This window comes from Glutamicibacter sp. BW77, assembly GCF_002332285.1.
GTDB lineage: Bacteria > Actinomycetota > Actinomycetes > Actinomycetales > Micrococcaceae > Glutamicibacter > Glutamicibacter bergerei.
Map to the genome: position 1 here is coordinate 68,728 of NZ_NRGT01000036.1, position 23,829 is coordinate 92,556.

The window sequence follows — 23,829 nt, forward strand, 5'->3', positions numbered from 1 at the left end:
TTTCCTAGCCAGTCTCGATCTTTCGCACTTAGAATTGCGAAAAATGGAGTGAGGAGGACTTGTCCTCGAACTCAACGGAAGAAGTGCAAGCCAGCTGAATTTGCCAACGCACGAATGCGAGAAATGATCATGGATAGTGTTGGAACCCTGAGCCCTTTCAACTCACCAACGGTGAAGCTGGACAGGCTGTTTGATGCACCAGGTATTGAGATTTTTGCCAAGCTGGATTTACTGCAGCTTTCCGGAAGCACCAAGGAACGCACGGCAGGAAGCCTGATCGATTCCTTTATGCAATCGGGGCAGTTGCAACCGGGCGGAATGGTCATTGAATCAACCTCCGGAAATCTAGGCATTGCCCTGTCCCGGCAATGTGTAGTTCGCGGCATCAAATTTGTGGCGGTAGTCGATGAGAACGCGAACAAGTCTGCATTGGACATTATGCGTGCCTATGGTGCCACGGTTGATCTGGTGGTGAACCAGCCTGACGGCAACAAGCTCGCAGCTCGCCGGCAACGGGTTGCGCAACTGTTGGCCGAGAACCCTGGTTCCGTCACTACGAACCAGTACGGTTCACCGCACAATCCTGCAGCACATTTTTCCTCTACGATGCCGGAGATCATGGAGGCGGTAGATGGCCGCCTGGACATGTTATTTGTCGCCACCAGCACTACCGGCACAATTCTAGGATGCCAAAACTATGTGCGCGAGCATGGGCTTTCAACGAAGCTCATTGCCGTGGATGCCATGGGCTCGGTGCTATTCGGTGGCGAATCCGGAAACAGGCGTTTACCCGGTCTGGGCGCAGGAATTGTTCCGGAGCTGGCATTGCAGGCGACGCCAGATCGGGTGTTCCGGATCCCGGAAATTGACATGGTGCGTGGCTGTCGGACGCTTGCCCGCCGTGAAGGAATTCTTGCCGGCGCATCCACCGGGGCAATAGTCTCCGCCATGGGGCAGCTACTCCCGGAAATTCCCCAAGGATCACGCATTGCCTTCTTGGTTCATGATTCGGGGGTTCCATACCTGCATAGCGTGTACAACGACGACTGGGTTCGCGAACAACTGGGTGAAGAACCAGACAGCGTAGAGGCGCTGCAGCGAGAAGAGCTTTCGGCTTCATGACCCGCATAGCCATGATTGGCGGCGGTCCGAAATGCCTGTTCGCTTTGCTAGAGCTCAACGACTGCCTTGACGAGCAAATTGCCCGGACGGTTCAGGTTGATGTTTATGACCCTTATCTGCCCGGTGCCGGACGAGTCTGGAATACCAAGCAACCACGGGAACTCAAGCTGAACGTCAACGCGCGCATTATTGATGCCTCTTCAAGCTTGTGCTCGCAGACTTTCAACCAGTGGAGAAGCGCGGATGGTCCTCGCACGCAGGAGGATACGTATCCACCACGGGCGCTGGTTGGCGAATATCTAAGCGAGCAGTTCGAACGTTTGAGGAAGCACGGCAATCTGCAGGTAGCCCACCGAGCTTTGGCCGTCGGCACGTTGGTGCGTAGTGGCTCCTGCTGGGAGGTCACCACGCAACGGGGTAATGAACTCTATGACGAGGTAGTGATAGTCACTGGGCACGGGCTTGCCGGTTACCGGGCAGAGAATTCTCCGGAAGGGTCACTTGCGGCAGCCGGGCTCACTGTAGAACGCAGGGCCGGCAGTGACGACGGGGTTCTGGCGGGAAGCCACGTGCTTTGTCGGGGAGCGGCGCTCACCGCCTATGACGTAATTCTGTCCCTGACCGAGGGGCGTGGTGGAACCTGGGCGGCCCAAACAACGAACGGTCTGTCGGGCCTGCGTTATCTGCCTAGCGGGGATGAGCCAGAACGAATCACCATGACCTCACGGAACAACATTCCTATGAGTCCAAAGCCCCAAAGTGTTCCGGCGAACCTGCAAAGCACTCTTGAAGCCTATAAGGAGAAAGTACTTCTGTGGGGCACCACCGATGGGGCTACCCACGAGGTGAACGTGTTGTGGCAGATCCTGCTTTCCTGCACCAAAGACTGTGCGGAACTCAGCGGGGTTCCCGCCAGCAAGAAGTCTTTGTGGGAAACCCTGCAAGCGGGCCGCTCAGAGCACATGCAAACTATGGGCGGCCCGGCCGAACAACTGCGCAGGAGCTTGCGTGCAAACCACGGTTTGGAAACTCCCACCCACGAATGGGTCTGGGCTATTGTCTGGTCCGGGGTTTATGCCCAGCTGGTTAGCGCGCTAGCAAGAATCCCCTGGCGGACAGGGGAGCGTGAACATTTCAGCTGCTTGGCCGCAAACCTGGAACGCATGGCCTTCGGCCCACCCGAGCCCACCGCGTTTAAGCTGTTGGCTCTGTTCGATGCAGGATTGCTCAACCAAGCACTCTTTAATAAGCCGGTTGAAGCCGGTGCCGTGTTCATCGATGCCGTGACCGCGCCGGCAGGAGTGCTCGCCGGGCCGGCACCGGATGGTCAGCCTGCAAACACCTTGTTCAACGGTTTGCTTGCCCACGGTGAGGTGCTGATCCGTTCCGGGGAACGCGGATTATTGACGGATACCGACGGTACATGCCTGAACGCGCGCGGAGAACGCAACGAGTCGCTAGCCGCCTTGGGCAGACCTACCGAGGACCCCACACTTGGGCACGACACCCTGAACCGAACCCTGCATCCGGAGTACCGGGGTTGGGCTCAAAGAATTGCCCGAAAAGTCACCACCGAAAGCCAGAAAGTAGCTCATTGATGCCACCGCTGATGTACGGAACTGCCCAGCTCACCGCGCGCCTGGAACCATGGATGGAAGACCTCCTGGCGGATCCGCTCCTCTGCCAAGAATTGATCAAACAGTACGGGTCACCGCTGAACCTCCACGACTTCACTCCCATGAGCCGAAATATCACCGAGCTGCGAGAAGCTGCGGCGGAACATGACGTTGATTTCCAGATCTATTTGGCGCGCAAGGCTAATAAGACCCTCGGGGCCATCGACCAGGCAGTGGCCCAAGGATGCGGGGTGGATGTAGCCAGCTTCCACGAGCTCGACCAGTGCCTGAAACGTGAAGTGCCAGCAGACTTGTTGATCGTCACAGCTGCGGTAAAGTCATCGGCACTGCTCAAGCTGGCGGTAGAGAAGAACGTTGTGCTGAGCCTGGACAATGTTGATGAGGCTTTAGAGCTGCTGGATGTTGCAGCGCAGTCCGGTCACCGGGTTCGGGTGGCTTTGCGCCTCGCCTCCACAAACCCAACGATTGCTCCCACGCGTTTCGGGCTCCGTGCGGAGCAGTGGCTGGAGTTTCTTAGATCTGAGGAGCGAACCGAGAGCTTAGAGGTGTGCGGCATCCATTTCCACCTCAACGGGTATAGCGGGGAGCAACGCGCAGTGCTATTACATGAGTCCCTCACGCTAATTGATGCACTGCGAAACCAAGGCCATGCACCACAATTTGTGGACATGGGCGGGGGGATCCCGATGTCCTATCTGGATGATGCCGCGCAGTGGGCAGAGTTCTGGAAGGCGCTCGCCGATCTGCCTGAAGGCGACGAATCCCTGACTTGGAAGTCTGACCGGTTAGGTGCTAACGGCAGCCAACCAAGTAGCGCCGTGTATCCGTACTACCAGCAACTGATCCGTGGAGAATGGCTGGGCAGGATTCTTGGAACCACCCCCGGCGAGGACAACCAATCGGTGGCCCAGATGCTCAACGAACGTGGCATTCAGCTGCGTTGTGAACCGGGGCGGACGCTCTTGGATGGGTGCGGTTTAACCCTCGCGGAGGTTGCCTTCACCAAGACTCGTAGCGACGGGGTCCCGATTGTGGGCTTGCATATGAACCGCACCCAATGCCGTTCAACTTCGGCAGACTTTTTAGTGGACCCAATCCTTCTTCAGTCGGCCACTCCGCGCCGGGAGCGCATACCCGGTAGTGGATTCTTGGTGGGCGCATATTGCATTGAAGAAGAACTGATCTTGCGCAGACGCTTCGAATTTCCGCAAGGCATTGCGGCGGGAGACCTCGTGGCTTTCCCAAACACCGGCGGCTATCTGATGCATATTATCGAAAGCGCTTCTCATCAGCTGCCCCTAGCCAACAACCTTCGGCGCGGTAGCCAGGGGTGGGTTCGAGACGATATCGACTCGATGATTCTGAGCTGAATATTCTTCGCTGGAATTCCTACATAACCCCATGGCCCAGCCAAATGGTTGGGCCACGGGGTTACGGACTCGGCATGACTTTACGCCCACCCGCGCGAGGTCATCCAGTGCGTTGGCCGCGCACCCCGATACCAGACGGTCGCGTCAACCCTCGCGCGGCTCGATCGCTGCCACCTCGACGGTTTCCAACCTTGGGTGCAGATGGTCTTGGTGCTCCACCACTCCGGTGACCCAGCTGATCACCAGCCCGTCCTCGGTGTCCTGAAGGATGGCTAGGTTGTTGTCGAACCACGGCCCCAAGATGCCGTCCCAGCGAAAGGGCGGGTCCGGCACGTGTGAGGTTCGAGCCACCCAAGCCCCGAACGGGACGGCCGGACCCAAGGCCAAGGCTGCGGCAAAGTAGCGCATCAACCGGGGCAGTGGGTTGCGGATGGGCGAACACACAGCTTGTATGATCCTGCTCCCGGTCTCGCGTTCGACTTCCGAGACATAGGAGAAATGCACGTCGCCGGAGAGGAATGTGACGGACTGCGGGGCGGGGCCGCGCTTGCCGTCGGCGACCTCGGTGGCCCACCGGGCCACATCCTGGAAGCTTTTTTGGAAGGCCGCCCAATGTTCAAGATCCACGGCCCGGCGCAGCCGTTCGCCGAGCCACGCCCGGGCCGGGCCGCGTTGCCCGGAGGAGTAAACCTCGTTCCACGCTTCCACGTGATGCAGTCCCATGGGCAGTAAGAAGGGCAGTGAGGTAGCGACCAGCAGGTGGCGGAATCCTCCTTGCATATGTTCGTCGAGCCACGCATTTTCCGGTGGATCAAGCAGGGCACGCGCTTCGGGGTCAAGGCTGCGCGCGGCACGGGAGTCCACCACGATCAACCGCACCGTATCCCAGTCGCGGCAGTAGCTGAAGCGGTATTCTTCCGGTGCGTCATCAACGCGCTCGGCGAACCGGTCCAAATCGGCGGTGATATCAAGTTCTTCGGGGCCGGTGTGTGCCTTGATGCGTTGCCACAGTGGATCTGCAGCCCGCCCCTCGGGGGAGAGGTTGCCTAAGTGCTGATAGATCCAATATGAGCCGAGGCCCGCAACAATGCGTTCGTGCCACCAGCTTCTCTGCTCCATATCCTGCTTCCAACTCAGCGAGGAGTTCCAATCGTCGCGGATATCATGGTCATCAAAGATCATGGCGCTGGGCAGGGTGGAAAGAAGCCAACGGTTGGCCGGGTCCGACCAAGCCAACCGGTACAGGTGGGCGTATTCCTCAAAGTCCTTCAGCTCCGCCCCGGGTTCGTCCCTGATATCGCGCCGGCTACGGATGAACTCGCGCATCTGGACACTGGTGGAGTCCGCATAAACCTGATCCCCGAGGAAGAGCATCAAATCCGGCCACGGTCCGTGTTCTGGGCTCGCCATGTTCAGGGCGTAGGCGCGCATCGCGTCAACACCGTGGCTGCGGTTGCCCGCCGCATCGTGCGGAATGCTGGTGCGGCAGGACCCGAAGGCCAGCCGTGGCTTCTTGGCCGGGTCGATAGTGGCGATGAATGATTCGGGGAAGCCATCCTCGCGCGGCCAGGCCCGTTCCCCATCCAGATGCACGCTGTAGGGATAAACGCTTCCAACCTCCAGCCCCGTCACCTCAACCAACGCATAGTGGTGGCCGTGGGCACCAAATGTCGGCGCACGCCAGGTTTCTTCACCGCAGCGGACCTCGACGGTGCCAGACCGAGCTGTCTCCACCCAGATACTGGCGGAGGTGTCATCCACGTGGCGCAGCATCGGGCCTAGTAAAAGGTCCGGATCGCTTCGGTGGCTCATCGATTTCCCTTCCTGACTGGTGCAGGTAAACCCAGAATGGCACAACAACATCGTTGGGGATAGGCCCGGCCGCCGGGCACCGGAGCAGATGATGCATAGGATGGGCTGATGAATAAATCCCCGTATCGCCAAACCCGCAGCCGCCTCGTGGCCGCCGCGCCTTCAGAGATCTTCGAACTGCTCAGGGATCCCGCCATGCACCCGGTCATCGACGGCTCCGGAACGGTGCGGGCCTCGAACGCACAGGGAAGTAAGCTCACCCTGGGCAGCGAGTTCGGCATGCAGATGCGCCTGGGTATCCCGTACCGGATCAGCAATACCGTGGTGGAATTCGAGCAAGACCGGCAGATCGCCTGGCGGCACTTCAGCGGGCATCGGTGGCGCTACGAGCTGGAAGCCGTCGGGTCAGGGACGCTGGTCAGCGAAACCTGGGACGCCAGCCGGTTACGGCACAAGTGGCTGCTGCGGCTGATGGGCTTCACCCGGAGCACCGGCCCCAATATGGAACGCACCCTAGAACGGCTGGCCGCGCAGTTCCCCGAGGACACCGAGTAAGGAGCCTTTTGCCCTGATTAGCTCGTCGATGACGAGGCAAAACACCGTGCAGCGCCATGCGTCACCGGGCCCATCGGCGGTCCGCTGGGGAAACACAGCAATCCGGGGTGGATCAACCCGGACTTCTTCACCATCGAGCGAGTGCTGGTGCTCCTCAGTGAGGTAGACACCCGGTTGGCCGTCGTCTCCAAGAAACGCCTGCCGGCTCAACGGCTACGCCTTAGCCTGTTATTCGGACTGGACCGTGCCGTTCGCCACGGGCGCCGAATTCGAATACCCGGTACAGCACTGTCCTGGCTGGCGGTAAACCTACTGATGGCGTTCATGAACTTCGAGGCGTGGAAACACTTCTTCACCTTCACCGAGGACCGCGGCGCGGGTCTCGCCTCTACTGGCACTTTCGGCATCAGTCCTATACGGCACGATGGCCGCGGCACCTGTGGCACACAGGACATTCCAGAAAGCCTGGCCGGCACAAGCTTGCTCCGGCCGATAATTACCCAGCTGCTTCCGCGGTTCGCGCTGGACGACGCCAGATGACCCGGCACAACTCCACATCTGGCCCGCGCCGGTGGTTGGAACTCCGGATCTCTTAGCAAAGCCCATATCATTGCCCTATGACGCCGCCGCTGACACATATGACTGCACCCGCGATTCTCGCCCACCTTCGTTCTGCAGCCATGGCATTGGTTCCGGCCGAGCGCCGGGTGGCCGAGGTGCTGCTGGCAAGGCTTGCCGAGGTTCCTGGCTATTCGGCCCAAGATGTTGCCGGGGCTGCGGGTTGCTCCACCGCCACGGTGGTGCGTGCCTGCCAACGGCTGGGGTTCACCGGCTACCAACAATTCCGCACCGAAATCACCCGCCATGCGGTGGCCTTGGCCGAGCTGGATCCAGGCGCTCGGGAAAGCCGCCGGGACGACGTGGATCCCGGTCCCGGCGCGGTGCTCAGGGAAGATTCCGTAGCGCCGGGTCTGCCCGGCGACCAAGAGAGGTTGTTGGAGCAGGTCTTTGCCGCTGCTCGCGAGGATTTGCAGGCTACCCAGGCGATGCTGGACAGGGCCGAATTTACCCGTGCGGTTGACATGCTTTCCACCGCCGGCACGATCCTGATGCTCGGCACCGGAGGCTCCTCGATCCCGGCACAGGATGCGGCACTGCGCTTCACTATGGCCGGGCGGCAGGCCACCGCTCCGAGTGATGTGCTGGCCCAGCAATTCACCGCACGTCTGCTGGAACGCGAGGACGTGTGTGTGGCCATCAGTTTTTCCGGCGCTAACCGCCATACCCTGGACGCAGTTGACGCGGCCCAGCTTGCAGGTGCCCGGGTCGTTGCCGTGACCAGCACCGGGCTGAGCCCACTGGCCAAGCTTGCCGACGCCTGTCTGGTCACCGGCACAGCCAGCGCCGCCTCCGAGATCCTCTCCAGCCGGGTGGCGCACATGCTGGTGCTTAACGCCCTGAACCTTGCGGTGCAGCAACGTGCGGGACAACCCGGTTTCGGCCCGTCTAAGGCCTTGGCCGGGCTGCTTTCGCGGACGTTGCAGGGACACGAAGAGGCCCTTGACTGACTTCCCCCTCAGTCCTGGATGAATTCTTATTTGTCCGGACACCCACAGGTGGGAAACAGTTAATCATCCGGTCATCTGGAGAGGATGAAATCAATTTGTAACGAAGTTTCCCCGCCGGGGGAACGAGGTAACGAATTGAGGAATGATCCTGCATGCCGAGCATCTTGGAAGCCAGCACCGCGGTGCCGAACCTGCGCCAGGTCCCCTCCACAGGACTCGGCAGGTTATACCGTTCGGCGGCCCCCAACGCACTGGATGCCGCCGGCATCCGAGAACTTGAGGCACTGGGTGTAAGCACGATAGTGGATCTGCGCGAGCCCTTCGAGAGTGCCGCACGCCCGGACTTCCTCCCCGCCGGTACCGCATATCTCCAGGTGCCGCTGTATCGCGGAGCGCTGCCCCTGTCCACACCCATTGAACAGGTCTACCGCGGATTGCTCAACGACCGCGGCACGGAAATAGCCAAGGCGGTCAGCGCCATTGCGACGTCCCTGCCCTCCGGTGTGCTGCTGCACTGCGCCGCGGGCAAAGACCGGACAGGATTAGTGGTGGCGTTGGTCTTGGAGGTCGCAGGGGTACCGCGGAAAATGATCCTTGATGACTATGCGCGCAGTGCCGCAAACCTACCGGACAGCTTCCGCGAGCGAGTGAACCAGGAACTGGCCTCCGCGCTGGGCGACGGTGACGAATTGCAGGCGGCACTGCACCTGCACCTACAAAGCCCGGCCCCAGCCCTTGCCGGAGCCCTTGACCTTGTCGCCGAACGCTTCGGTTCCGCCGCCTGCTACCTGCTGGCCCACGGTTTGGCACCCGCCGAGCTGGAAATATTACGCCAAGAGTTGGCTGGCCCCAGCGCATGAGCCAGCGTCAGGCCACCCTAGTCCAACTGACCGACACCCACCTGTTGGAGGGCGAGAAGCTGCTGCACGGACGGATCGACACCTGGTCCCGCACCGTCGCGGCGCTGAGCGCCGCCGCCCACTTCGCTCCCGACGCGGTGCTTGTTACTGGAGACATCGCCGACCGCGGCCAACAGATCTACAACCGCGCCGCCAGGCTCTTCGAACGGGCCGAACAGGAACTGGGATGTCCAGTCATCGTGGTGCCGGGCAACCACGATCCGGCCGGCGCGGTGGGAGCGGGCTTCAACCGCACCCGCCAGGCCGGTGGCCCGTTCCCAGCCGACACCGTGCACGAGGTGGCCGGCCTGCGGATCATCGGGCTCGAAAGCCACGGGTTCGGTCAAGCTCAGGGCACGCTGACCCAGGAGCAACTGCAATGGCTGCTCGGCGTGCTGGCCACACCCGCACCGGGTGGAAGCGTGCTGGCCATGCACCACCCGCCCATTGACGCAACTCTGCCCGGGCTGGTCGGTCGCGGGCTGGCCAACCCGGCGCAGCTTGCCGCGGTGCTCGAGGGCAGTGATGTGCACGCGATCCTCTGCGGGCACTACCACCTGCCCAGCACCGGGAACCTCGGGGCCATCCCGGTGTGGGTCGCCCCGGCGGTCTCCTACAACCACAACATCTTTGCCCCTTCGCATCTGATCCAGGGCTTGGACACCAGCTGGATCAGCGTCGTGAAGGTTGGCGGCTCCACGCTGTCGGCCAGCCCGGTGCAGGTGGCCACCGCCGCGGCGGTGTTCACCCGTGAGGTTGCTGTGCCTGTGAGGCAACCCGTGCTGCTGTAGCGGCTCCCACATATCCCCTTTTCACCACTCGCATGCCGCACCTTTTCAGGGCGGCACTTCTAAGGAGAAGAAATGAAAAAACGCTTCAACATTCTGGCCCCGATGCTGCTGATTCCCGCACTTGGCCTGACCGCCTGTGCCGGCAGCGGGGACCCTGCCGGCACCGCAGACGTATCGGAAACCAAGACCCTCACCGTCTATACCTCCGAGCCGCAAGCCAAGATCGACCAGATCGTGGAGGCCTTTGAAAAGGCCAACGACGGCACCAACGTCGAGGTCTTCCGCGCCGCCACCGGCGAACTGAAGACCCGCATCGCCACCGAGAAGCAGTCCGGAAAGATCAGCGCCGACGTGATCCTCGCCGCCGATGTCCCGACCTTCGAGACCTACGCCGCCGAGGGCACGCTGGCCAAGCTGGACATCAGCAACGCCGCCGAGCTTGATAAGAAGTTTGTTGACGAGGAAGGATTCTGGGTGGGCACCCGCATCATCCCCACCATCATCGCCTACAACACCGGCGCCCTCACCGAGGGTCCGGCCAGCTGGGCGGCACTGACCGAGGAAACGTATAAGAGCAAGATCGCCATGCCTAACCCCGACGTCTCGGGTGCAGCTGCGTTCAACACCGCGGTGTGGTTCCAGGAAGCTGGCCTAGGCCAGGACTGGCTGGAAAAACTGGTAGCCAATGAGCCAACAGTGCTGGAAAGCAACGGACCGGTCGGCCAGGCGGTGGCCGAGGGCAGCTCCGAGGTTGGCATCGTGGTCGACTACGTGGCCCGTGAACTCGCCGCCAAGGGTTCGCCCATTGCCGTGGGCTACCCGAGCGACGGTGTCCCCTACGTCTCCCAGCCTGCCGGTGTCTTTGCCGACTCGGTAAACCAGGAGCTTGCCAACGACTTCGTGGACTTCTTGGTCTCCAAGGAAGGCCAGGAGCTGGCAGTGGAGCAGTCCTACCTGCCGGTCCGCGAGGATGCAGGTGTGCCCGAGGGTGCCCCTGCCCTGAGTGAGATCAACCTGCTGGACCCGGACCAGGAAAAGATCGCCGCCGGCCAGACCGAAGCAGTTGACTTCTTCAACTCGCTGCTGAAGTAACACCTTGACCATGACGACCCACAGCATTGCCGCCACCGGTTCGGCGACCGAGACGAGAACCGACGCGGACGGAAGCTCCGCGCCGCCTCCGTCCGCTCAGCAGGCTTCCAACGCCGGAGCAAAACGGCGCCGGGTGCGGGAGCGCGACGGACTCGGTGCCCTGCGCACCGGGGTGTGGGTCGTTTTGGCGTTCCTGGTTGGCCTGCCACTGGTGGCCCTGGCGCTCCAAGGAATTCAACCCGAATCACGACAGGTCTTTGGGGACAGCGCCGTGGCCGAGGCGGCACTAAACTCGGTGGCCAGCGCGACCGGTTCGGCGCTGCTGGCCACCCTGGCCGGTGTGTTTCTGGCCGTGGTGCTCGAACGCTGCAACATCCCCGGCCGGGGCGCCCTGCGTTGGCTGGTACTGCTTCCCTTCCTGATCCCGCCGTTTATCGGGGCCATGGCCTGGATGGCGCTGCTCGGAGCTAACGGACCGGTGAACAAGACGTTGGCCTCGCTGGGCATCGATGCACAGCTGAGCATCTTCGGCGGGTGGGGAGTGGTCTTCCTGCTGGCCGTGCATTCCTACCCGATGGCCTACCTGGTCATCGCCGCCGCAATGCGGCGCATCCCGGGGAACCTGGAGGAAGCGGCCCGCATCTCCGGGGCCGGCACCGCCCGGGTGTTGGGCACCGTGACCTTGCCGCTGCTGGGCCCGGGACTATTGGCGGCATTTGTGCTGACGCTGGTGGCAAACCTGTCTGACTTCGGGATCCCGGCGTTGATCGGGTTGCCCGAACGCTATACGACACTGACCACGCTGGTGTACCGCTACCTGGCTTCCAGCACCACCAGCAACCCGTTGCCCGCCGTCTCCGCGATTGGACTGCTGCTGTTGGTACTTGCCGTTCTTGCGGTGCTGGCCCAACGCAAGCTGCCCTCCGGCAGCCAGCTGGGTAGTGGGGGAACCGGCATGAAACTGGAACTGGGCGCCGCACGGATCCCCGTGCTGGTGCTGTTGTGGCTGTGGGTCGGCATCATCTGCCTGGTGCCGTTGCTGGCATTGGCCAGCCAAGCGCTGCTCCCAGCCCCGGGCGTCCCTCTGACCTTGGAGAACTTGACCCTGGAAAACATCATCCGCGCCGCAACCTCGCCGAATGCCGTCTCCGGGATGGGTAACTCGTTGCTGCTGGCCGGGGGAGCGGCGGTGTGCTGCACGGTCCTGGGCCTCGGCATCGCGCTGCTGCTGACCCGCGGTAAACACCGCAGTAACGGTGCCCTGGACGTGGTGGCAACCCTTCCCCAAGCCCTGCCCGGCTTGGTGATTGCCGTGGGCTGGCTGCTCATCGCCCCGATGCTAGGGATCTTCAACACCTCCTGGGCGATCCTGGGAGCCTACATCATGGCGTTCATGGCATTGGTGGTGCAATCGGTGCGCGCGCCCCTGGCCTCGGTGTCAAGCACGCTGGAGGAAGCTGCCCGCACCGCCGGCGCCTCGCCGTTGCGCGCCCTGCTGGATGTCTCGGCCCGCCTAGCGGTTCCCGCAGCGCTCACCGGAGGGGTGGTGGTGCTGCTGACCGCGGTGCGCGAACTGACCATTTCCATCCTGCTGGTGGCCCCTGGCACCCAGACCCTGGGCGTAAGCATCTTCAACCTGCAGCAGTCCGGCGACTACGGGGGAGCCTCCGCGCTGGCCCTGTTAGTGGCCCTTGCGGGGATCCTGGGTCTCTCCGCGACCGCGGCACTGGCCAACCGCCGTACCGACACATAGCAAAATCATGAAAGGGGGCCATTATGGCCACCATTAAAATGAGAAATCTTGGCCTCGTTTACCCCAACGGGCACGTGGGCCTAGACGGGATCGACCTAGACGTACGAGACGGGGAATTCCTGGCGCTGCTCGGACCCTCGGGCTCGGGCAAGACCACACTGCTCCGCACCATTGCGGGGTTCCTCCGCCCGTCCGCCGGTTCCCTTTCCATTGACGGGAAGGACATAGCGGGGGAAGGAACATGGATGCCTCCCGAGAAGCGCGGGCTGGGCATGGTGTTCCAGGACCATGCAATCTGGCCCCACCTTTCCGTGGCCGGTAATGTCGGCTACCCACTAAAGCTCTCCGGTATTCCCCGGGCACAACTCGCCCACCGGGTGGCCGAGGTGCTTGAACAGGTGGGTTTGGCCGAGTACGCCAAACGGAAGCCTGCCGCGCTCTCCGGTGGACAGCGCCAGCGCGTCGCCCTGGCCCGGGCCATTGTCGCCTCGCCGAAGGCGCTGCTGCTGGACGAGGCACTCTCCGCACTGGATGAACCGCTACGGGCCAGGCTCCGGCTGGAACTGCGCGCCCTGACCCGCGAACAGGGGCTGACGGCGGTGCACGTGACACATGACAGGGCCGAGGCACTCGGGTTGGCAGACCGTGTAGTGGTGCTGAACGAGGGAAGGATCCAGCAGGTGGGGACCCCGGCCGAATTGTTGGAAAACCCAGCCAACTCTTTTGTCGCATCCTTTGTCTCGGACGCCACGCTGTTCCCCGGCACGCTGGTGGACGGCAACTTCCACGCCGACCACCCCGGGGCCAGGTTCAACAAGCACATGGAGGTGCACCGGAATCCGGGCATTAAGTTTGTGGGAGTGCCGCAAACCGCAGTGTCGCGCTCGCGCCGCGCCGTGGCGGCGGTGGCTCCCACCGGGTTGCGGCTGGAACCTGTTGAGAATCGCGGAATCGGGACAACGGCGGGCCGTGCCCCGCTGGCTCGCGTCACTTCGGCGCTCTACGGCAGGCATGGATATGAAACCAGCGTGGATTGGGCTGGCACAGCGCTGCGCGTGCTGGTGGACGGCTGGGTCCCCACGGAAGGGCAGCTGGTTCGTCCGGTGATCGAATCGGCGCACGTGTTCTGTGAGGAAGCTGGCGCCGCCGAGGGCCGGGCAGCATGAACCCGCAGGCATGGGCCTTGGTGCGGCACGGTGAAACCGCATGGAACCGCGCCTCACGCCTGCAAGGCAGGGCAGACATCCCGCTGAACGATACCGGCCGGGCGCAGGCGCTGGCCACGGCCGAGGCGCTCGCCGAGGCCGGCCCCTGGGACTTGGTGGTCAGCTCCACCCTGGGACGTGCGCGCGAAACCGCACGGATCATCGCGCACCGGCTTGGAACCGGTGCCGTGGTTGAGGTTCCCGCGTTGGTGGAGCGCGACTACGGGCCGGCGGAGGGCACAGACATTGCCGGTTTCGACGAGCGGGCCAAGGCCGAGCTGATGGAGGCCGGGGAAAGCGCCGCGTCGGTGGTGCTGCGTGGCACCGCGGCCCTGGCCGGATTGGCGTCGGCCCATGCAGGAAAGCGGTTGGTGGTCGTCAGCCACGGCACGCTCATCCGTCTGGTGCTCTCATCCCTGCGAGGGGTGGATCATCCGCGGGTGGAAAACGGGGAAGTCGTGGAGCTTGACGCGGGGCTACTGTTGGATCTCGACGAAAGACTGTCGCAGAAACGGTAAAAATCCCTGCCCCGACCGGAAATTGCAGGTGGTTCAGATTAGTGCTGCACCCAGGGCAAGCAACCAGATCACACCGTAGAAAATAAGTTTTTGCATGGTGTCTAACCAATGCATGGCTATGGAGGCAGTTCCCAGAAACTTTTCTCGGGTATTCGCGGAGGGCACAACAGGTATGTAGCTTCGGCAAGCATTGTGAGCCAAATTCGAGGCGGGTCCGATTCTTGGGAATATCGAAATATATTCCCGGGAAAACTTACAGGGATTAGTAGATGACCGTATATCCGCCTGTCTAGCTGCCTGTGTTATTAAACCGCGGTGTCCGTGGAGCCGGATTGGATGCAGTAAATTCTCGAGACCCAGAATCCACAATTAGTGAAGCCAGATTCGACATCTGTTTCAGTAACCCAGATGGTGGTTGCGACAGATCCACGGCATGGCAGTGCACAGTGGTTTGGTGGCCAATGACGTCATGGGAGAGTACATCTTCTGGGCCTTTTGCGTATATGAGGTGTCCAGCATCAAGTCCGAAGCGGACACAGTACGCCAGCATCTGGTAGATATCGGCGTTGGGGTAGTTCGCGGAATCGGAGGCTTTGTACTTGGCATCGATTATGGCCAGCCGTTGTTTCGAGCCGTGCCACACGAGATCCGGGCGTAGTGCCAGTTTCCCGCCCTTATCGAGAAATGTTCCGGTTTCCTGCCGTGTTGCTTTGCCATCGATGGCAGCAAAGCTGTCAGCTAAGGCGACAGTGACAAAATCTTCGAAGATCCTCCACATATCTAAGAGGAAAGCACTGGCTGTCAGCTGGCCCTTGACCTGCTCCACCGAAGAGTTTCGGAGAATTACTTCGGAGAGGAGTATTGCCTGTCGATATCTGGAGTTGATCCTTGTGTAGCGGAAAGTAGGTAGTTCTTGGCCAGGAATGTGGAGTTTGACGCCAACGAATGATTGCGTCAGTTTGCGTAGCCCAGCTCGAATCCCCGGGTCCAGCATGGGAAGTTTCAGGAGCCGGTGAAGTGCCGAAACGAGCATTCTGTTTTCTGGCACATCAGTTGTGAATTCGTCGTAGACTACCTCTGCGGGCAGTGCGAGCCCGCCCCTGCGACTGATTTGAGCAGCTATATCTAGCCGGCCTCGCATCATCGGCAACGCATCGTTAAAAGTTTCGTACCCCTGGATGATCCCATTCTGACGGATCTTCGAGACTTGCTGCAGGAAGGCCACAGCCATGACGCTGAGCAGATCCTGATCGGTGTCTAACTGGATCTCCTCATCTCGCCAGAATTTTGGGTGCAGGGCATACTGCATCATGAAGAACAGTCGAGAGACGGGAACCTTGGGACGAATTAGGATCTGTTGGTCACCAATTCGAATAACGCCGATCTTGCGAACGTTGGAAACGGTCCACTGTTCGCCACCCACCGGAGTCACCGTGGCAATGCGCATACGGTTCAGCGTTGATGCCATATCGTTTGACAACGTGTGCTGCTTCGGAGGGCTACCTTCAAATAGTTCGAGTTGCCGCATGCTCCTATCCATCCGCTGCGTTCGAGTTCTCGATTCGTACCGCGGCTTCTTTCTTCAAGTGTGCACGGAGGCTAGCGAGGCCGTACTTCTCCTCGATGTCGACTTCTTCGCCAAAGTGGTGTTCGCTCAGTAGCGGGAGGACGTCGTACTCCCAGATTTCTTGCATCTGGCCTGCCAAGAAAGTCCCGCTTTTGGGCATCAAATAACTTGGCCCCAGCTGAAAATCAGGGTTATTTATCCTGGCGTTAACCTCGGCCAAAAGCGCCGCAGGCTCAGGATCCAGCTGATGATGCTCCAGCCACTGGGGGAGGACGGATTTAACCGGTTGTTTCTCCGGGTGAAGTTCAACGAATGAGAAGCGCCGACGCATGGCTGCATCGAGGAGTGCGATGGACCGATCGCTGGTATTCATTGTGCCGATGAGGAAGAGGTTCTCCGGCATCACGAATGTGTCTTCGTCGTCCTTGCTGTATTGCAATTTGATCGGCTGGTCGCGATACTCCAGCAGGAAGTAGAGCTCGCCGAAAATCTTAGCGAGATTTCCGCGGTTTATCTCGTCGATGACCAGGACGTAGTTGTACTCGGGATTCTTGATCGCTTGGTCCACGATCCGACGCAGAGGCCCATCCTTGAGCTCATAGGTTAAATTACCCAAGCTCGTGGTGACGGGGCGGTAGCCCTGAAAGAAATCTTCGTAAGAGTAGCTTGGATGGAACTGCACGATCTCCGTGTAGCTGTCATTGCCAGCGATATGCGCAGCAAGTTTTAAGGCGAGATACGTCTTACCTGTGCCAGGAGGGCCGAAAAGGATGATCTGACGACGGCGTTCAATGAGGTTCAACTGCTTTTGGAGCCATGTCGAGTCCATGAATACGGACTTGGCTAGGGCTTGTGTGGCTGGAGGGAACGAGCGTGTTGCTCCTTGATTATGTTCCCGGTTTTGAGCGGTCGTTGTCTGGTCTAGGTTCTTTTCCTCTTCATCATCAGCAACTAGCTCCGTATTTTGGCCGCCTTTCCATGCTTCGACATAGGGAGGTATATGGAAATTGACTGCCTCACCCGATTTGACCTGAAGTTGAAGCACAATAGAGAGCAGATCATGGTCGAGGTCCCCGGTGCTTTCGCCGATCCCGCCGATGAATGCCGCGCGGATGGCTTCCCTGTAATCAAGAGAAGCGACGGATGTTATCTGGAGCGGGTGAACGAGGTAGACCAATGAATGCCGTTGGGTTGGAAACTTTTTCCTGGCAAGCCTTGAACTAAGCCACGCCAGGCCCAAGCATTTTCAAGAAGTGTCCCTTTCTCCTCGCTCGACTTGTTGCACCAGTCGTTCAGCAAGCTGATGATAAGAACAAGAGCATCATAAAGGTTTTGGTTCATTGCTGTGCCGGGATTGAAGCTACCAGATTTGAACGCCTTGGAAACTTCGACAGGTATCTGCACAGGGTGGTCCATATACCCTAGGAGCGTTTGCACACGCTCGGTTTTCTTTCTCTCGCCGATGGTTTTCGAGCCCATCGGGAGGAGCTGCCAACAGACAAGTTCGGCCATTAACAGCCGCGCGTCATCCGAGACCAGAGCCATCTGTCCTTTGAGCTTATTGACGAAGTCTCCCGACCCGAAGTCCGGTTTATCCACAAAGACTGCACGTAACTCGTCAACGGGGCCACGTGACCAAACCTCACGACCTGGGGCGAAGGCGGACTCACCGTTTTTCAGTCCTCGATCCACGAAAAGCTGGGCGGCACTGCGAACGGCTTCTTCCTCCTTGCTAGTGGCAACAATGATTGTGCGAAGCTGCTCATCTTTATCTTCGTTTCTCAGCGCGTCCCATTCCTGATAGAGATGGCGCGCTTCCGCCACTAGCTCTGTGGCATTTTCGTGCTCTTCGAGAGCACACCGCCCTGAATCGGTGATACTCCACAGTCCGGTGCCGTCTTTTTCGATCCAGCCGGCCTTCACCAGGTCGACGGAGGACCACATGAGCTCCGTTTCGCCACGGGACTTTCCGTCGGATTTTGTCTCGGCTTCGACGCCTTCTGCAGGTACCAGGTCGAACACTTCAGAAGCGAGCGAATTAGGACCGTATGCCTTAGCGCGCCCATTGGGGGCTGGCCGCCAGTTGTTTGAGGACGAGTTGGACCCGTTTCGCGTTGTTATCAGTTGTAGGCACAGTGAGCTCCTTGTTCTTTACTAGCAGATTACGCTGGGGCACCGACGGAACTGTGGAGTACACTCTCCGACACTGACCGAATGCCGGAATGTATTCGAAGCGCTCGACGAGCTACATGGAGAAGAGATAGAAAAGAACCCGCCCAGCGGCAGTGTTCGTTGAATCGATACTGGAATTCGCTTCTGTCTGTCGGCCCAAGAACCAATTAATCTTCGAGGATGGAGTGTGAGTAGGAGCCCACAGTCAGACGCCGTTAAATGACGTAATTTCACAGAGTGGAAGTAGCCCTTCATATCGTATTAGCGAAGGCCTTGAAGCGAATAATCGCAAAACGAATCACAGCTCAGAACGTCGTTCCTGAGTATCCAAGTTTTCGGGAAATTTGGGCGGCGGTGGCACCCATAACTCCTTTCAATGCCTTCATTCGTTCATCAGGCATGTAGGGATTTGTCGCAGACATGCTTATTGCAGCGATGACCTTTCCGCTACCATCACGAATCGGTGCGGCCACGCATCTGATGCCTGGCTCATTGTCTTCCAAGTCCAGCGCCGTACCTTCTTCAGCATAAATTTTCATGCGACTAAGAAAGCCCTCTTTCGTCTGGGTAGATGACTGTTGCACAGGGGATTCTGAGTCGAAAGTTTTTTCCCAACGTTCTGGGCTGTCAAGAAGCAACGCTTTGCCGATACCAGTGCGACTCAGGGGCATACGTTGACCTACTCTAGATCGCATCTGTGCACCGCGGGTTCCTGGTACTTTATCAACGTAAAGCACCTGGGCTTCGTCTTCGACTGCAAGGTGCACGGTGTCTTGATACTTGCGGGCGAGCTCTTCTAAGATCGGTTTCGCTATCACTGGAACGGGACTCTGATATAGCGCATGGAAGCCCAGCTCGATTAGAGCCGGTCCCAGGCTGAAATCGGTACCGTGGCTGCTGCGAAGAAACCCTCTTTGGACCAGTAACTTCACCATTCTCTGAGCTGCACTTTTTCCAATATTGGCAGACGCTGCGACTTCATTGAGGGTGGTCGCACCCTTTCCGACAGCTCTCAGTATGTCGAGTCCACGCGCAAGTGTCAGCGTGCCGGCAGGCGGGTGTTCAGGAGCACTTTCTTCAACTTCTACTGACATTGGGGATTCCTCCCGTGTAGGAAAATAATTCACTTCATCCCACTATATGCAACGCTCTTTGAACTATTGGGATGAGTCGGACAATATTCACATGTGAATGGGAGCACATTCCAGCAAGCTAGTAAGACCCGCGAGAACAAAACAGGAGACATGACAAACATGGCCGAAGCCCAGTTAATTGCTTTGGACTGGGGGACCACATCTGCTCGCGCCTATCTAATGGGACGTGGCGGTGAAATCCTGGCCGAACGAAGCAAACCCCTTGGGATTATGCAGGTGAACCGAAATGCCGAAGAGAAGTCGTTGGTGCTCGAAGTAGCCTTCGGTGCTGCATTTGAAGAGTTATGTGGTGATTGGTCGGAAACCCTTCCTTTAACGCCAATCATTGCCTGCGGCATGGTTGGGAGCCGACAGGGATGGATCGAAGCAGCATATCGCCCGGCGCCTGCAGATCTATCCACACAGAACCTTGAATTGGCCACCGTCGAGGTAGGCCATGGACAACGTTTGCATGTCATCCCTGGGGTCTTGGATTCAAAAGAACTGCCGGACGTGATGCGTGGCGAAGAGACGCAAATACTCGGTGCTTTGGATCTTGACACTGAGCAATGCGATTCAGAGGATGAACAGCTCTTTTTACTCCCAGGCACTCATTCGAAATGGGTGCGAGTAAAGGGACAAACGATCATTGATTTTTCAACTTCGATGACCGGTGAGACTTTCGCATTACTCAGTAAGTATTCGATTTTGTCTAAACTGATGGATCCAGCGACAGATGAGAACTGGAACGCGTTTGATCGTGGCGTTCGAGTCTCGCGGTCATCTACCGGTTCGGTTGACGTCATGCTGACGGCATTCTCCGCACGCACATTGGTGCTCACCGGGAGGTTGGAGAGAACTGAAGTCAGCGATTACTTGTCAGGTCTGATGATCGGATCTGAAATTCGTTCGGTTCTTGAGCGATGGAAAGACCGAGAAGTTCCCGCACTGACAATTTGCGGTAACCAAGAGCTCAACAAACGCTATGCGCGTGCTCTTGCGATATTTGATGTCCAGCGAGTTCGAGAACTTCAGGGCACGGCCGCAAGGGGCCTCTGGTCGGTTGCCTCCACTGTGGGGTTGCTGCAGGCCTCATCAGTTTAGATTTCGAAATTTAAAAACGATCCAAGAGAAAGGACAATGTCGTGATTGATACCCTCACTCCATTGCATCCATCCGGTCTTGTTGCCATCTTGCGTGGTATGAACCCTGCGGAAGCACAAGCCGTGGGCGAAAGCCTTTACGCGAGCGGTTTCCGGGCACTAGAGGTGCCGCTGAATTCCCCGCAACCGCTACGTAGTATTGAAATTTTGCGCAGTACCCTGCCAGCCGATGCGGTCGTAGGAGCAGGTACTGTACTCTCCGTCGAACAGGTTCGCTCCTGTCATGCAGCGGGTTCGCAGATTATTGTTTCTCCCAGCACGAACATCAACGTGATCAAAGAAACCGTAGCACTAGGTATGGATTCGTTCCCGGGTGCTGCGACGCCTAGCAATGCGTTTGATGCGATTGAAGCCGGTGCGAAAAACGTCAAGATTTTCCCAGCCGAGCAAGTTGGGTTAGCGGGGTTCAAGGCTTGGACTTCTGTAATTCCCCGAAATATCAGGCTTCTCCCGGTCGGCGGTATCTCGGAAGAGAACATGTTTGAGTGGGCCGAAGCAGGAGCTACTGGATTTGGTATTGGTTCTTCCCTCTATAAAGCAGGTAGAAGCTTAGACGATCTAAAAAAACGGGCAGACAAGCTTGTCGACGCCTACCGAACGATCCATGAGATGAGGAAGTCTGCATGAAAATCACAAAACTGACCACCTATATGGTGCCGCCACGTTGGCTGTTCTTGAAGATTGAAACTGACGAAGGAATCGTCGGCTGGGGCGAACCTGTTTTGGAAGGTCGAGCAGCAACGGTAGCGGCCGCTGTGGATGAATTATCGGACTATCTCATCGGTCAGGATCCTCGGAACATCGAAGATCTGTGGACCGTCATGTACCGCGGTGGTTTCTACCGCGGTGGCGGGATCATGATGAGCGCACTCGCCGGAATTGACCAGGCACTCTGGGATATTAAAGGCAAAGCGCTCGGTGTTCCTGCGTACGAGTTGCTCGGTGGCAAGGTCCGCGACAAGATTCGGGTGTATTCGTGGATTGGTGGGGACCGTCCCTCGGATACTGCAGCTGCTGCGAAATCCGCGGTCGACCGAGGATTTACTGCCGTCAAAATGAACGGAACGGAAGAACTACAGTACATCGACACGTGGGATAAGGTCCAAGGCTGCTTGGAGAACGTCCAAGCCGTTCGGGACGCTGTTGGTGAGAACGTGGGTATCGGTGTCGATTTCCATGGTCGTGTTCACAAGCCCATGGCGAAGGTACTGCTGCGTGAGCTTGAGCAGTACAAGCTGATGTTCATCGAAGAACCGGTGCTCAGCGAAAATATCGGATCAATGCTGGAACCGCTACGTAACTCCAGTACGCCGATTGCTCTGGGTGAGCGCCTCTTCTCCCGTTGGGATTTCAAAGATGTCTTGGCCAGCGGAGCTGTGGACATCATTCAGCCGGACCCTTCGCACTGCGGCGGCATCACCGAAGCGCGAAAGATTGCGTCCATGGCGGAAGCCTATGACGTTGCCGTTGCGCTGCACTGCCCACTTGGTCCAATCGCTTTGGCCGCAAACCTGCAGATTGATGCCGGTGCCTATAACGCATTCATCCAAGAGCAGTCTCTGGGTATTCATTACAACGAGTCCAACGACCTCCTTGACTACGTCAATGACCCGTCGGTCTTTGCCTACGAAGATGGCATGGTCGCCATCCCGGAAGGCCCGGGTCTGGGCATTGACGTCAACGAAGAATACGTCATTGAACGCGCAGCGGAAGGACACCGCTGGCGCAATCCAATTTGGCGTCACAAAGATGGGTCCTTCGCAGAATGGTAAACCATATGTCACAGTCGACAGCGTTGTCAGCTCCCGCCTCTAAGGGAACTGGCAAAGCCACAAAAATGCGCTACGTCGTAGCGCTCATGTTGTTCCTTACCGTGGTTATCAACTACATGGATCGTTCAAACCTTTCGGTGGCGGCCCCGCTCATTGCCGACGAATTTGGCTTAGATACCGCACAACAGGGCCTGTTGCTCTCCGCGTTTGGCTGGACCTACGCTGCAATGCAGTTACCTGGCGGATGGCTAGTCGACCGAGTTCAGCCTCGACTGCTGTACCCAATTTGTTTGGTGCTGTGGTCCGTAGCGACCATCTTCATGGGCTTGGCTGGCAGTTTTGTTGCACTGATTGTTTTGCGAATGGCGGTGGGCGGATTTGAAGCGCCGGCTTACCCAATCAACAACAAGGTAGTGACCGCCTGGTTCCCAGAGCGTGAACGCGCATCGGCTATCGGTTTCTACACCTCGGGCCAGTTCATTGGACTGGCACTGCTGACTCCAGTTCTACTGTGGTTGCAGCACGCGTTGACCTGGCATTGGGTCTTCGTAGTTACCGGTGGAGTAGGCGTGGTGTGGGGCCTGGTCTGGTACTTCGTATACCGCAACCCGGTCGATTCGAAGCGAGTCAATGCTGCCGAAGTGGATTATATCCGCGAAGGTGGCGGACTTGTTGACCTCGGCAGCACCAAGACCAAAGAGGCCAAGCCAAAGCTGAGCAAGGCAGATTTTGTTTTGGTGTTGGGACGTCGCAAATTGTGGGGAATCTATATTGGTCAGTTCTGTCTGACCTCAACTCTTTGGTTCTTCCTAACTTGGTTCCCGACATACCTGGTGACGTACCGTCAGATGGACTACATCAAGACTGGCTTCTTGGCGTCGCTTCCTTTTGTCGCTGCGTTGGTCGGCGTCCTGATCAGTGGCGTGCTCTCGGATCTGATGCTCAAGCGTGGTGCAAGCCTAGGCACTTCGCGTAAGCTGCCAATTATCGTTGGCCTGCTGCTCTCGATGAGCATGATTGGTGCGATTTTTACCGATAGCACAGCAATGGTCATCATGTTTATGTCTATTGCCTTCTTCGGAAATGGTTTGGCATCGATTACATGGTCATTGGTATCCGCCATGGCGCCATCGCACCTGATCGGCTTGACCGGAGGCATGTTTAACTTCATCGGTAACTTGTCTTCGATTGCCACCCCAATTGTGATTGGTTTGCTGGTGTCAGCCACCGACTTTGGTCCAGCTTTCATTTACATGACAGTTGTGGCTGCCGTAGGAATTCTGGCATACGTCTTCCTCGTGGGTAAGGTACAGCGCGTAGAAAGCTAAAGTGATCTAGCTTGTAGTGAGGTCAGGTCCGGAGCCGTTTCATACGGAACCGGACCTGACTTTTGCATGACAAACATAGTGTTATCGAGAAAGAGTCTGCATTTTGGATAAAATGTTTCTCTGAGCCTGAATTTTGAACGAGAAGCGTTACTGACTTCCTTCGCATTCTGAAGAGGCTTGCTGAATCGTCTGGAAATTATGCTGCTAGTTCACTGGTGACGACATTGGGCAACTAGCCGCTCATTTCATCATGAAAGAGCTCTTCTAATTCCACCGGAATACAGTACATCCGAGTTGAATGCACCATTCACAGTTTCAACAATGATCCCAATCCACCACGGAGCCGGAGATATCAGCTTCAGTAGCCAACGG

21 protein-coding genes are annotated in these 23,829 nt (G+C 58.5%); 16 read left to right on the forward strand and 5 right to left on the reverse strand.

Annotated features, from left to right (window positions below):
• The first annotated feature begins 129 nt into the window (after positions 1-129).
• From CIK74_RS03580 to CIK74_RS03590, 3 genes are read left to right on the forward strand one after another with little or no spacing between them, the layout of a single operon-like run.
• A complete protein-coding gene (locus CIK74_RS03580) occupies positions 130-1,122 on the forward strand; it encodes a pyridoxal-phosphate dependent enzyme (RefSeq protein WP_170947725.1) in 993 nt (330 codons plus the stop codon).
• On the forward strand, positions 1,119-2,720 hold the full coding sequence (locus tag CIK74_RS03585) for an FAD/NAD(P)-binding protein (protein WP_096254400.1): 1,602 nt from the start codon (positions 1,119-1,121) through the stop codon (positions 2,718-2,720). The genes CIK74_RS03580 and CIK74_RS03585 overlap by 4 nt, the downstream gene beginning before the upstream one ends.
• Positions 2,720-4,129 carry an alanine racemase gene (locus CIK74_RS03590; protein WP_205738240.1) on the forward strand — a complete coding sequence of 470 codons (1,410 nt, stop codon included), beginning with the start codon at positions 2,720-2,722 and terminating at the stop codon, positions 4,127-4,129. Before CIK74_RS03585 ends, CIK74_RS03590 begins: the two co-directional genes overlap by 1 nt.
• A gap of 144 nt (positions 4,130-4,273) precedes the next feature.
• Here the strand turns inward: CIK74_RS03590 and CIK74_RS03595 are convergent, their stop codons facing one another.
• Positions 4,274-5,941 carry an alkaline phosphatase D family protein gene (locus CIK74_RS03595; RefSeq protein ID WP_096254401.1) on the reverse strand — a complete coding sequence of 556 codons (1,668 nt, stop codon included), beginning with the start codon at positions 5,939-5,941 and terminating at the stop codon, positions 4,274-4,276.
• 108 nt (positions 5,942-6,049) lie between these two features.
• Here CIK74_RS03595 and CIK74_RS03600 point away from each other — a divergent pair, with 108 nt between their 5' ends.
• From CIK74_RS03600 to CIK74_RS03640, 9 genes are all read left to right on the forward strand, one after another.
• Positions 6,050-6,496, forward strand: a complete 447-nt coding sequence (locus CIK74_RS03600) for an SRPBCC family protein (protein ID WP_096254402.1) — start codon at positions 6,050-6,052, stop codon at positions 6,494-6,496.
• 147 nt (positions 6,497-6,643) lie between these two features.
• A complete protein-coding gene (locus CIK74_RS03605) occupies positions 6,644-7,036 on the forward strand; it encodes a hypothetical protein (protein ID WP_141392861.1) in 393 nt (130 codons plus the stop codon).
• A gap of 98 nt (positions 7,037-7,134) precedes the next feature.
• The gene (locus tag CIK74_RS03610; RefSeq protein WP_170947726.1) at positions 7,135-8,064 is read left to right on the forward strand and encodes a MurR/RpiR family transcriptional regulator; all 930 of its coding nucleotides are present in this window, start codon (positions 7,135-7,137) and stop codon (positions 8,062-8,064) included.
• 152 nt (positions 8,065-8,216) lie between these two features.
• Complete coding sequence (locus CIK74_RS03615) at positions 8,217-8,924, forward strand: tyrosine-protein phosphatase (protein WP_096254405.1); 708 nt, start codon at positions 8,217-8,219, stop codon at positions 8,922-8,924.
• Complete coding sequence (locus CIK74_RS03620; protein WP_096254406.1) at positions 8,921-9,754, forward strand: metallophosphoesterase; 834 nt, start codon at positions 8,921-8,923, stop codon at positions 9,752-9,754. The genes CIK74_RS03615 and CIK74_RS03620 overlap by 4 nt, the downstream gene beginning before the upstream one ends.
• A 72-nt stretch (positions 9,755-9,826) precedes the next feature.
• Positions 9,827-10,846 (forward strand): ABC transporter substrate-binding protein, encoded by a 1,020-nt coding sequence (locus CIK74_RS03625; RefSeq protein ID WP_096254407.1) that lies wholly within the window; start codon positions 9,827-9,829, stop codon positions 10,844-10,846.
• 10 nt (positions 10,847-10,856) lie between these two features.
• Complete coding sequence (locus tag CIK74_RS03630) at positions 10,857-12,599, forward strand: iron ABC transporter permease (RefSeq protein ID WP_096254408.1); 1,743 nt, start codon at positions 10,857-10,859, stop codon at positions 12,597-12,599.
• 23 nt (positions 12,600-12,622) lie between these two features.
• The gene (locus CIK74_RS03635) at positions 12,623-13,765 is read left to right on the forward strand and encodes an ABC transporter ATP-binding protein (RefSeq protein WP_096254409.1); all 1,143 of its coding nucleotides are present in this window, start codon (positions 12,623-12,625) and stop codon (positions 13,763-13,765) included.
• Positions 13,762-14,322, forward strand: coding sequence for a histidine phosphatase family protein (locus CIK74_RS03640; protein WP_096254410.1), 561 nt, complete (start codon positions 13,762-13,764; stop codon positions 14,320-14,322). The genes CIK74_RS03635 and CIK74_RS03640 overlap by 4 nt, the downstream gene beginning before the upstream one ends.
• A gap of 289 nt (positions 14,323-14,611) precedes the next feature.
• Here CIK74_RS03640 and CIK74_RS03645 read toward each other — a convergent pair whose 3' ends face one another.
• The 4 genes from CIK74_RS03645 to CIK74_RS03660 form a co-directional block, all read right to left on the reverse strand.
• On the reverse strand, positions 14,612-15,850 hold the full coding sequence (locus CIK74_RS03645) for a restriction endonuclease (protein ID WP_170947727.1): 1,239 nt from the start codon (positions 15,848-15,850) through the stop codon (positions 14,612-14,614).
• 4 nt (positions 15,851-15,854) lie between these two features.
• Complete coding sequence (locus tag CIK74_RS03650) at positions 15,855-17,066, reverse strand: AAA family ATPase (protein WP_096254412.1); 1,212 nt, start codon at positions 17,064-17,066, stop codon at positions 15,855-15,857.
• Entirely contained in the window at positions 17,036-17,911 is an 876-nt protein-coding gene (locus tag CIK74_RS03655; RefSeq protein ID WP_170947728.1) for a winged helix-turn-helix domain-containing protein, read from the reverse strand. Before CIK74_RS03655 ends, CIK74_RS03650 begins: the two co-directional genes overlap by 31 nt.
• A gap of 455 nt (positions 17,912-18,366) precedes the next feature.
• Positions 18,367-19,155: an IclR family transcriptional regulator gene (locus tag CIK74_RS03660; protein WP_096254414.1), complete on the reverse strand. Its 789-nt coding sequence runs from the start codon at positions 19,153-19,155 to the stop codon at positions 18,367-18,369.
• Positions 19,156-19,305: 150 nt separating this feature from the next.
• On the opposite strand from CIK74_RS03660, the gene CIK74_RS03665 reads away from it, so the two are divergent.
• From CIK74_RS03665 to CIK74_RS03680, 4 genes are read left to right on the forward strand one after another with little or no spacing between them, the layout of a single operon-like run.
• Entirely contained in the window at positions 19,306-20,298 is a 993-nt protein-coding gene (locus tag CIK74_RS03665) for a 2-dehydro-3-deoxygalactonokinase (RefSeq protein WP_096254415.1), read from the forward strand.
• Positions 20,299-20,339: 41 nt separating this feature from the next.
• Positions 20,340-20,984: a 2-dehydro-3-deoxy-6-phosphogalactonate aldolase gene (locus tag CIK74_RS03670; protein WP_240520449.1), complete on the forward strand. Its 645-nt coding sequence runs from the start codon at positions 20,340-20,342 to the stop codon at positions 20,982-20,984.
• Complete coding sequence (dgoD, locus tag CIK74_RS03675; RefSeq protein ID WP_096254416.1) at positions 20,981-22,129, forward strand: galactonate dehydratase; 1,149 nt, start codon at positions 20,981-20,983, stop codon at positions 22,127-22,129. The genes CIK74_RS03670 and dgoD overlap by 4 nt, the downstream gene beginning before the upstream one ends.
• Before the next feature lie 5 nt (positions 22,130-22,134).
• Positions 22,135-23,457, forward strand: a complete 1,323-nt coding sequence (locus CIK74_RS03680; protein ID WP_096254417.1) for an MFS transporter — start codon at positions 22,135-22,137, stop codon at positions 23,455-23,457.
• Positions 23,458-23,829: the final 372 nt, after the last annotated feature.

What these genes read in the sequence shown, in the direction of transcription:
- CIK74_RS03580 (WP_170947725.1), top strand. Translation starts at nt 130, where the DNA reads ATGGATAGTGTTGGAACCCTGAGCCCTTTCAACTCACCAACGGTGAAG.
- CIK74_RS03585 (WP_096254400.1), top strand. Translation starts at nt 1,119, where the DNA reads ATGACCCGCATAGCCATGATTGGCGGCGGTCCGAAATGCCTGTTCGCT.
- CIK74_RS03590 (WP_205738240.1), top strand. Translation starts at nt 2,720, where the DNA reads ATGCCACCGCTGATGTACGGAACTGCCCAGCTCACCGCGCGCCTGGAA.
- CIK74_RS03595 (WP_096254401.1), bottom strand. Translation starts at nt 5,941, where the DNA reads ATGAGCCACCGAAGCGATCCGGACCTTTTACTAGGCCCGATGCTGCGC.
- CIK74_RS03600 (WP_096254402.1), top strand. Translation starts at nt 6,050, where the DNA reads ATGAATAAATCCCCGTATCGCCAAACCCGCAGCCGCCTCGTGGCCGCC.
- CIK74_RS03610 (WP_170947726.1), top strand. Translation starts at nt 7,135, where the DNA reads ATGACTGCACCCGCGATTCTCGCCCACCTTCGTTCTGCAGCCATGGCA.
- CIK74_RS03615 (WP_096254405.1), top strand. Translation starts at nt 8,217, where the DNA reads ATGCCGAGCATCTTGGAAGCCAGCACCGCGGTGCCGAACCTGCGCCAG.
- CIK74_RS03620 (WP_096254406.1), top strand. Translation starts at nt 8,921, where the DNA reads ATGAGCCAGCGTCAGGCCACCCTAGTCCAACTGACCGACACCCACCTG.
- CIK74_RS03625 (WP_096254407.1), top strand. Translation starts at nt 9,827, where the DNA reads ATGAAAAAACGCTTCAACATTCTGGCCCCGATGCTGCTGATTCCCGCA.
- CIK74_RS03630 (WP_096254408.1), top strand. Translation starts at nt 10,857, where the DNA reads ATGACGACCCACAGCATTGCCGCCACCGGTTCGGCGACCGAGACGAGA.
- CIK74_RS03635 (WP_096254409.1), top strand. Translation starts at nt 12,623, where the DNA reads ATGGCCACCATTAAAATGAGAAATCTTGGCCTCGTTTACCCCAACGGG.
- CIK74_RS03640 (WP_096254410.1), top strand. Translation starts at nt 13,762, where the DNA reads ATGAACCCGCAGGCATGGGCCTTGGTGCGGCACGGTGAAACCGCATGG.
- CIK74_RS03645 (WP_170947727.1), bottom strand. Translation starts at nt 15,850, where the DNA reads ATGCGGCAACTCGAACTATTTGAAGGTAGCCCTCCGAAGCAGCACACG.
- CIK74_RS03660 (WP_096254414.1), bottom strand. Translation starts at nt 19,155, where the DNA reads ATGTCAGTAGAAGTTGAAGAAAGTGCTCCTGAACACCCGCCTGCCGGC.
- CIK74_RS03665 (WP_096254415.1), top strand. Translation starts at nt 19,306, where the DNA reads ATGACAAACATGGCCGAAGCCCAGTTAATTGCTTTGGACTGGGGGACC.
- dgoD (WP_096254416.1), top strand. Translation starts at nt 20,981, where the DNA reads ATGAAAATCACAAAACTGACCACCTATATGGTGCCGCCACGTTGGCTG.
- CIK74_RS03680 (WP_096254417.1), top strand. Translation starts at nt 22,135, where the DNA reads ATGTCACAGTCGACAGCGTTGTCAGCTCCCGCCTCTAAGGGAACTGGC.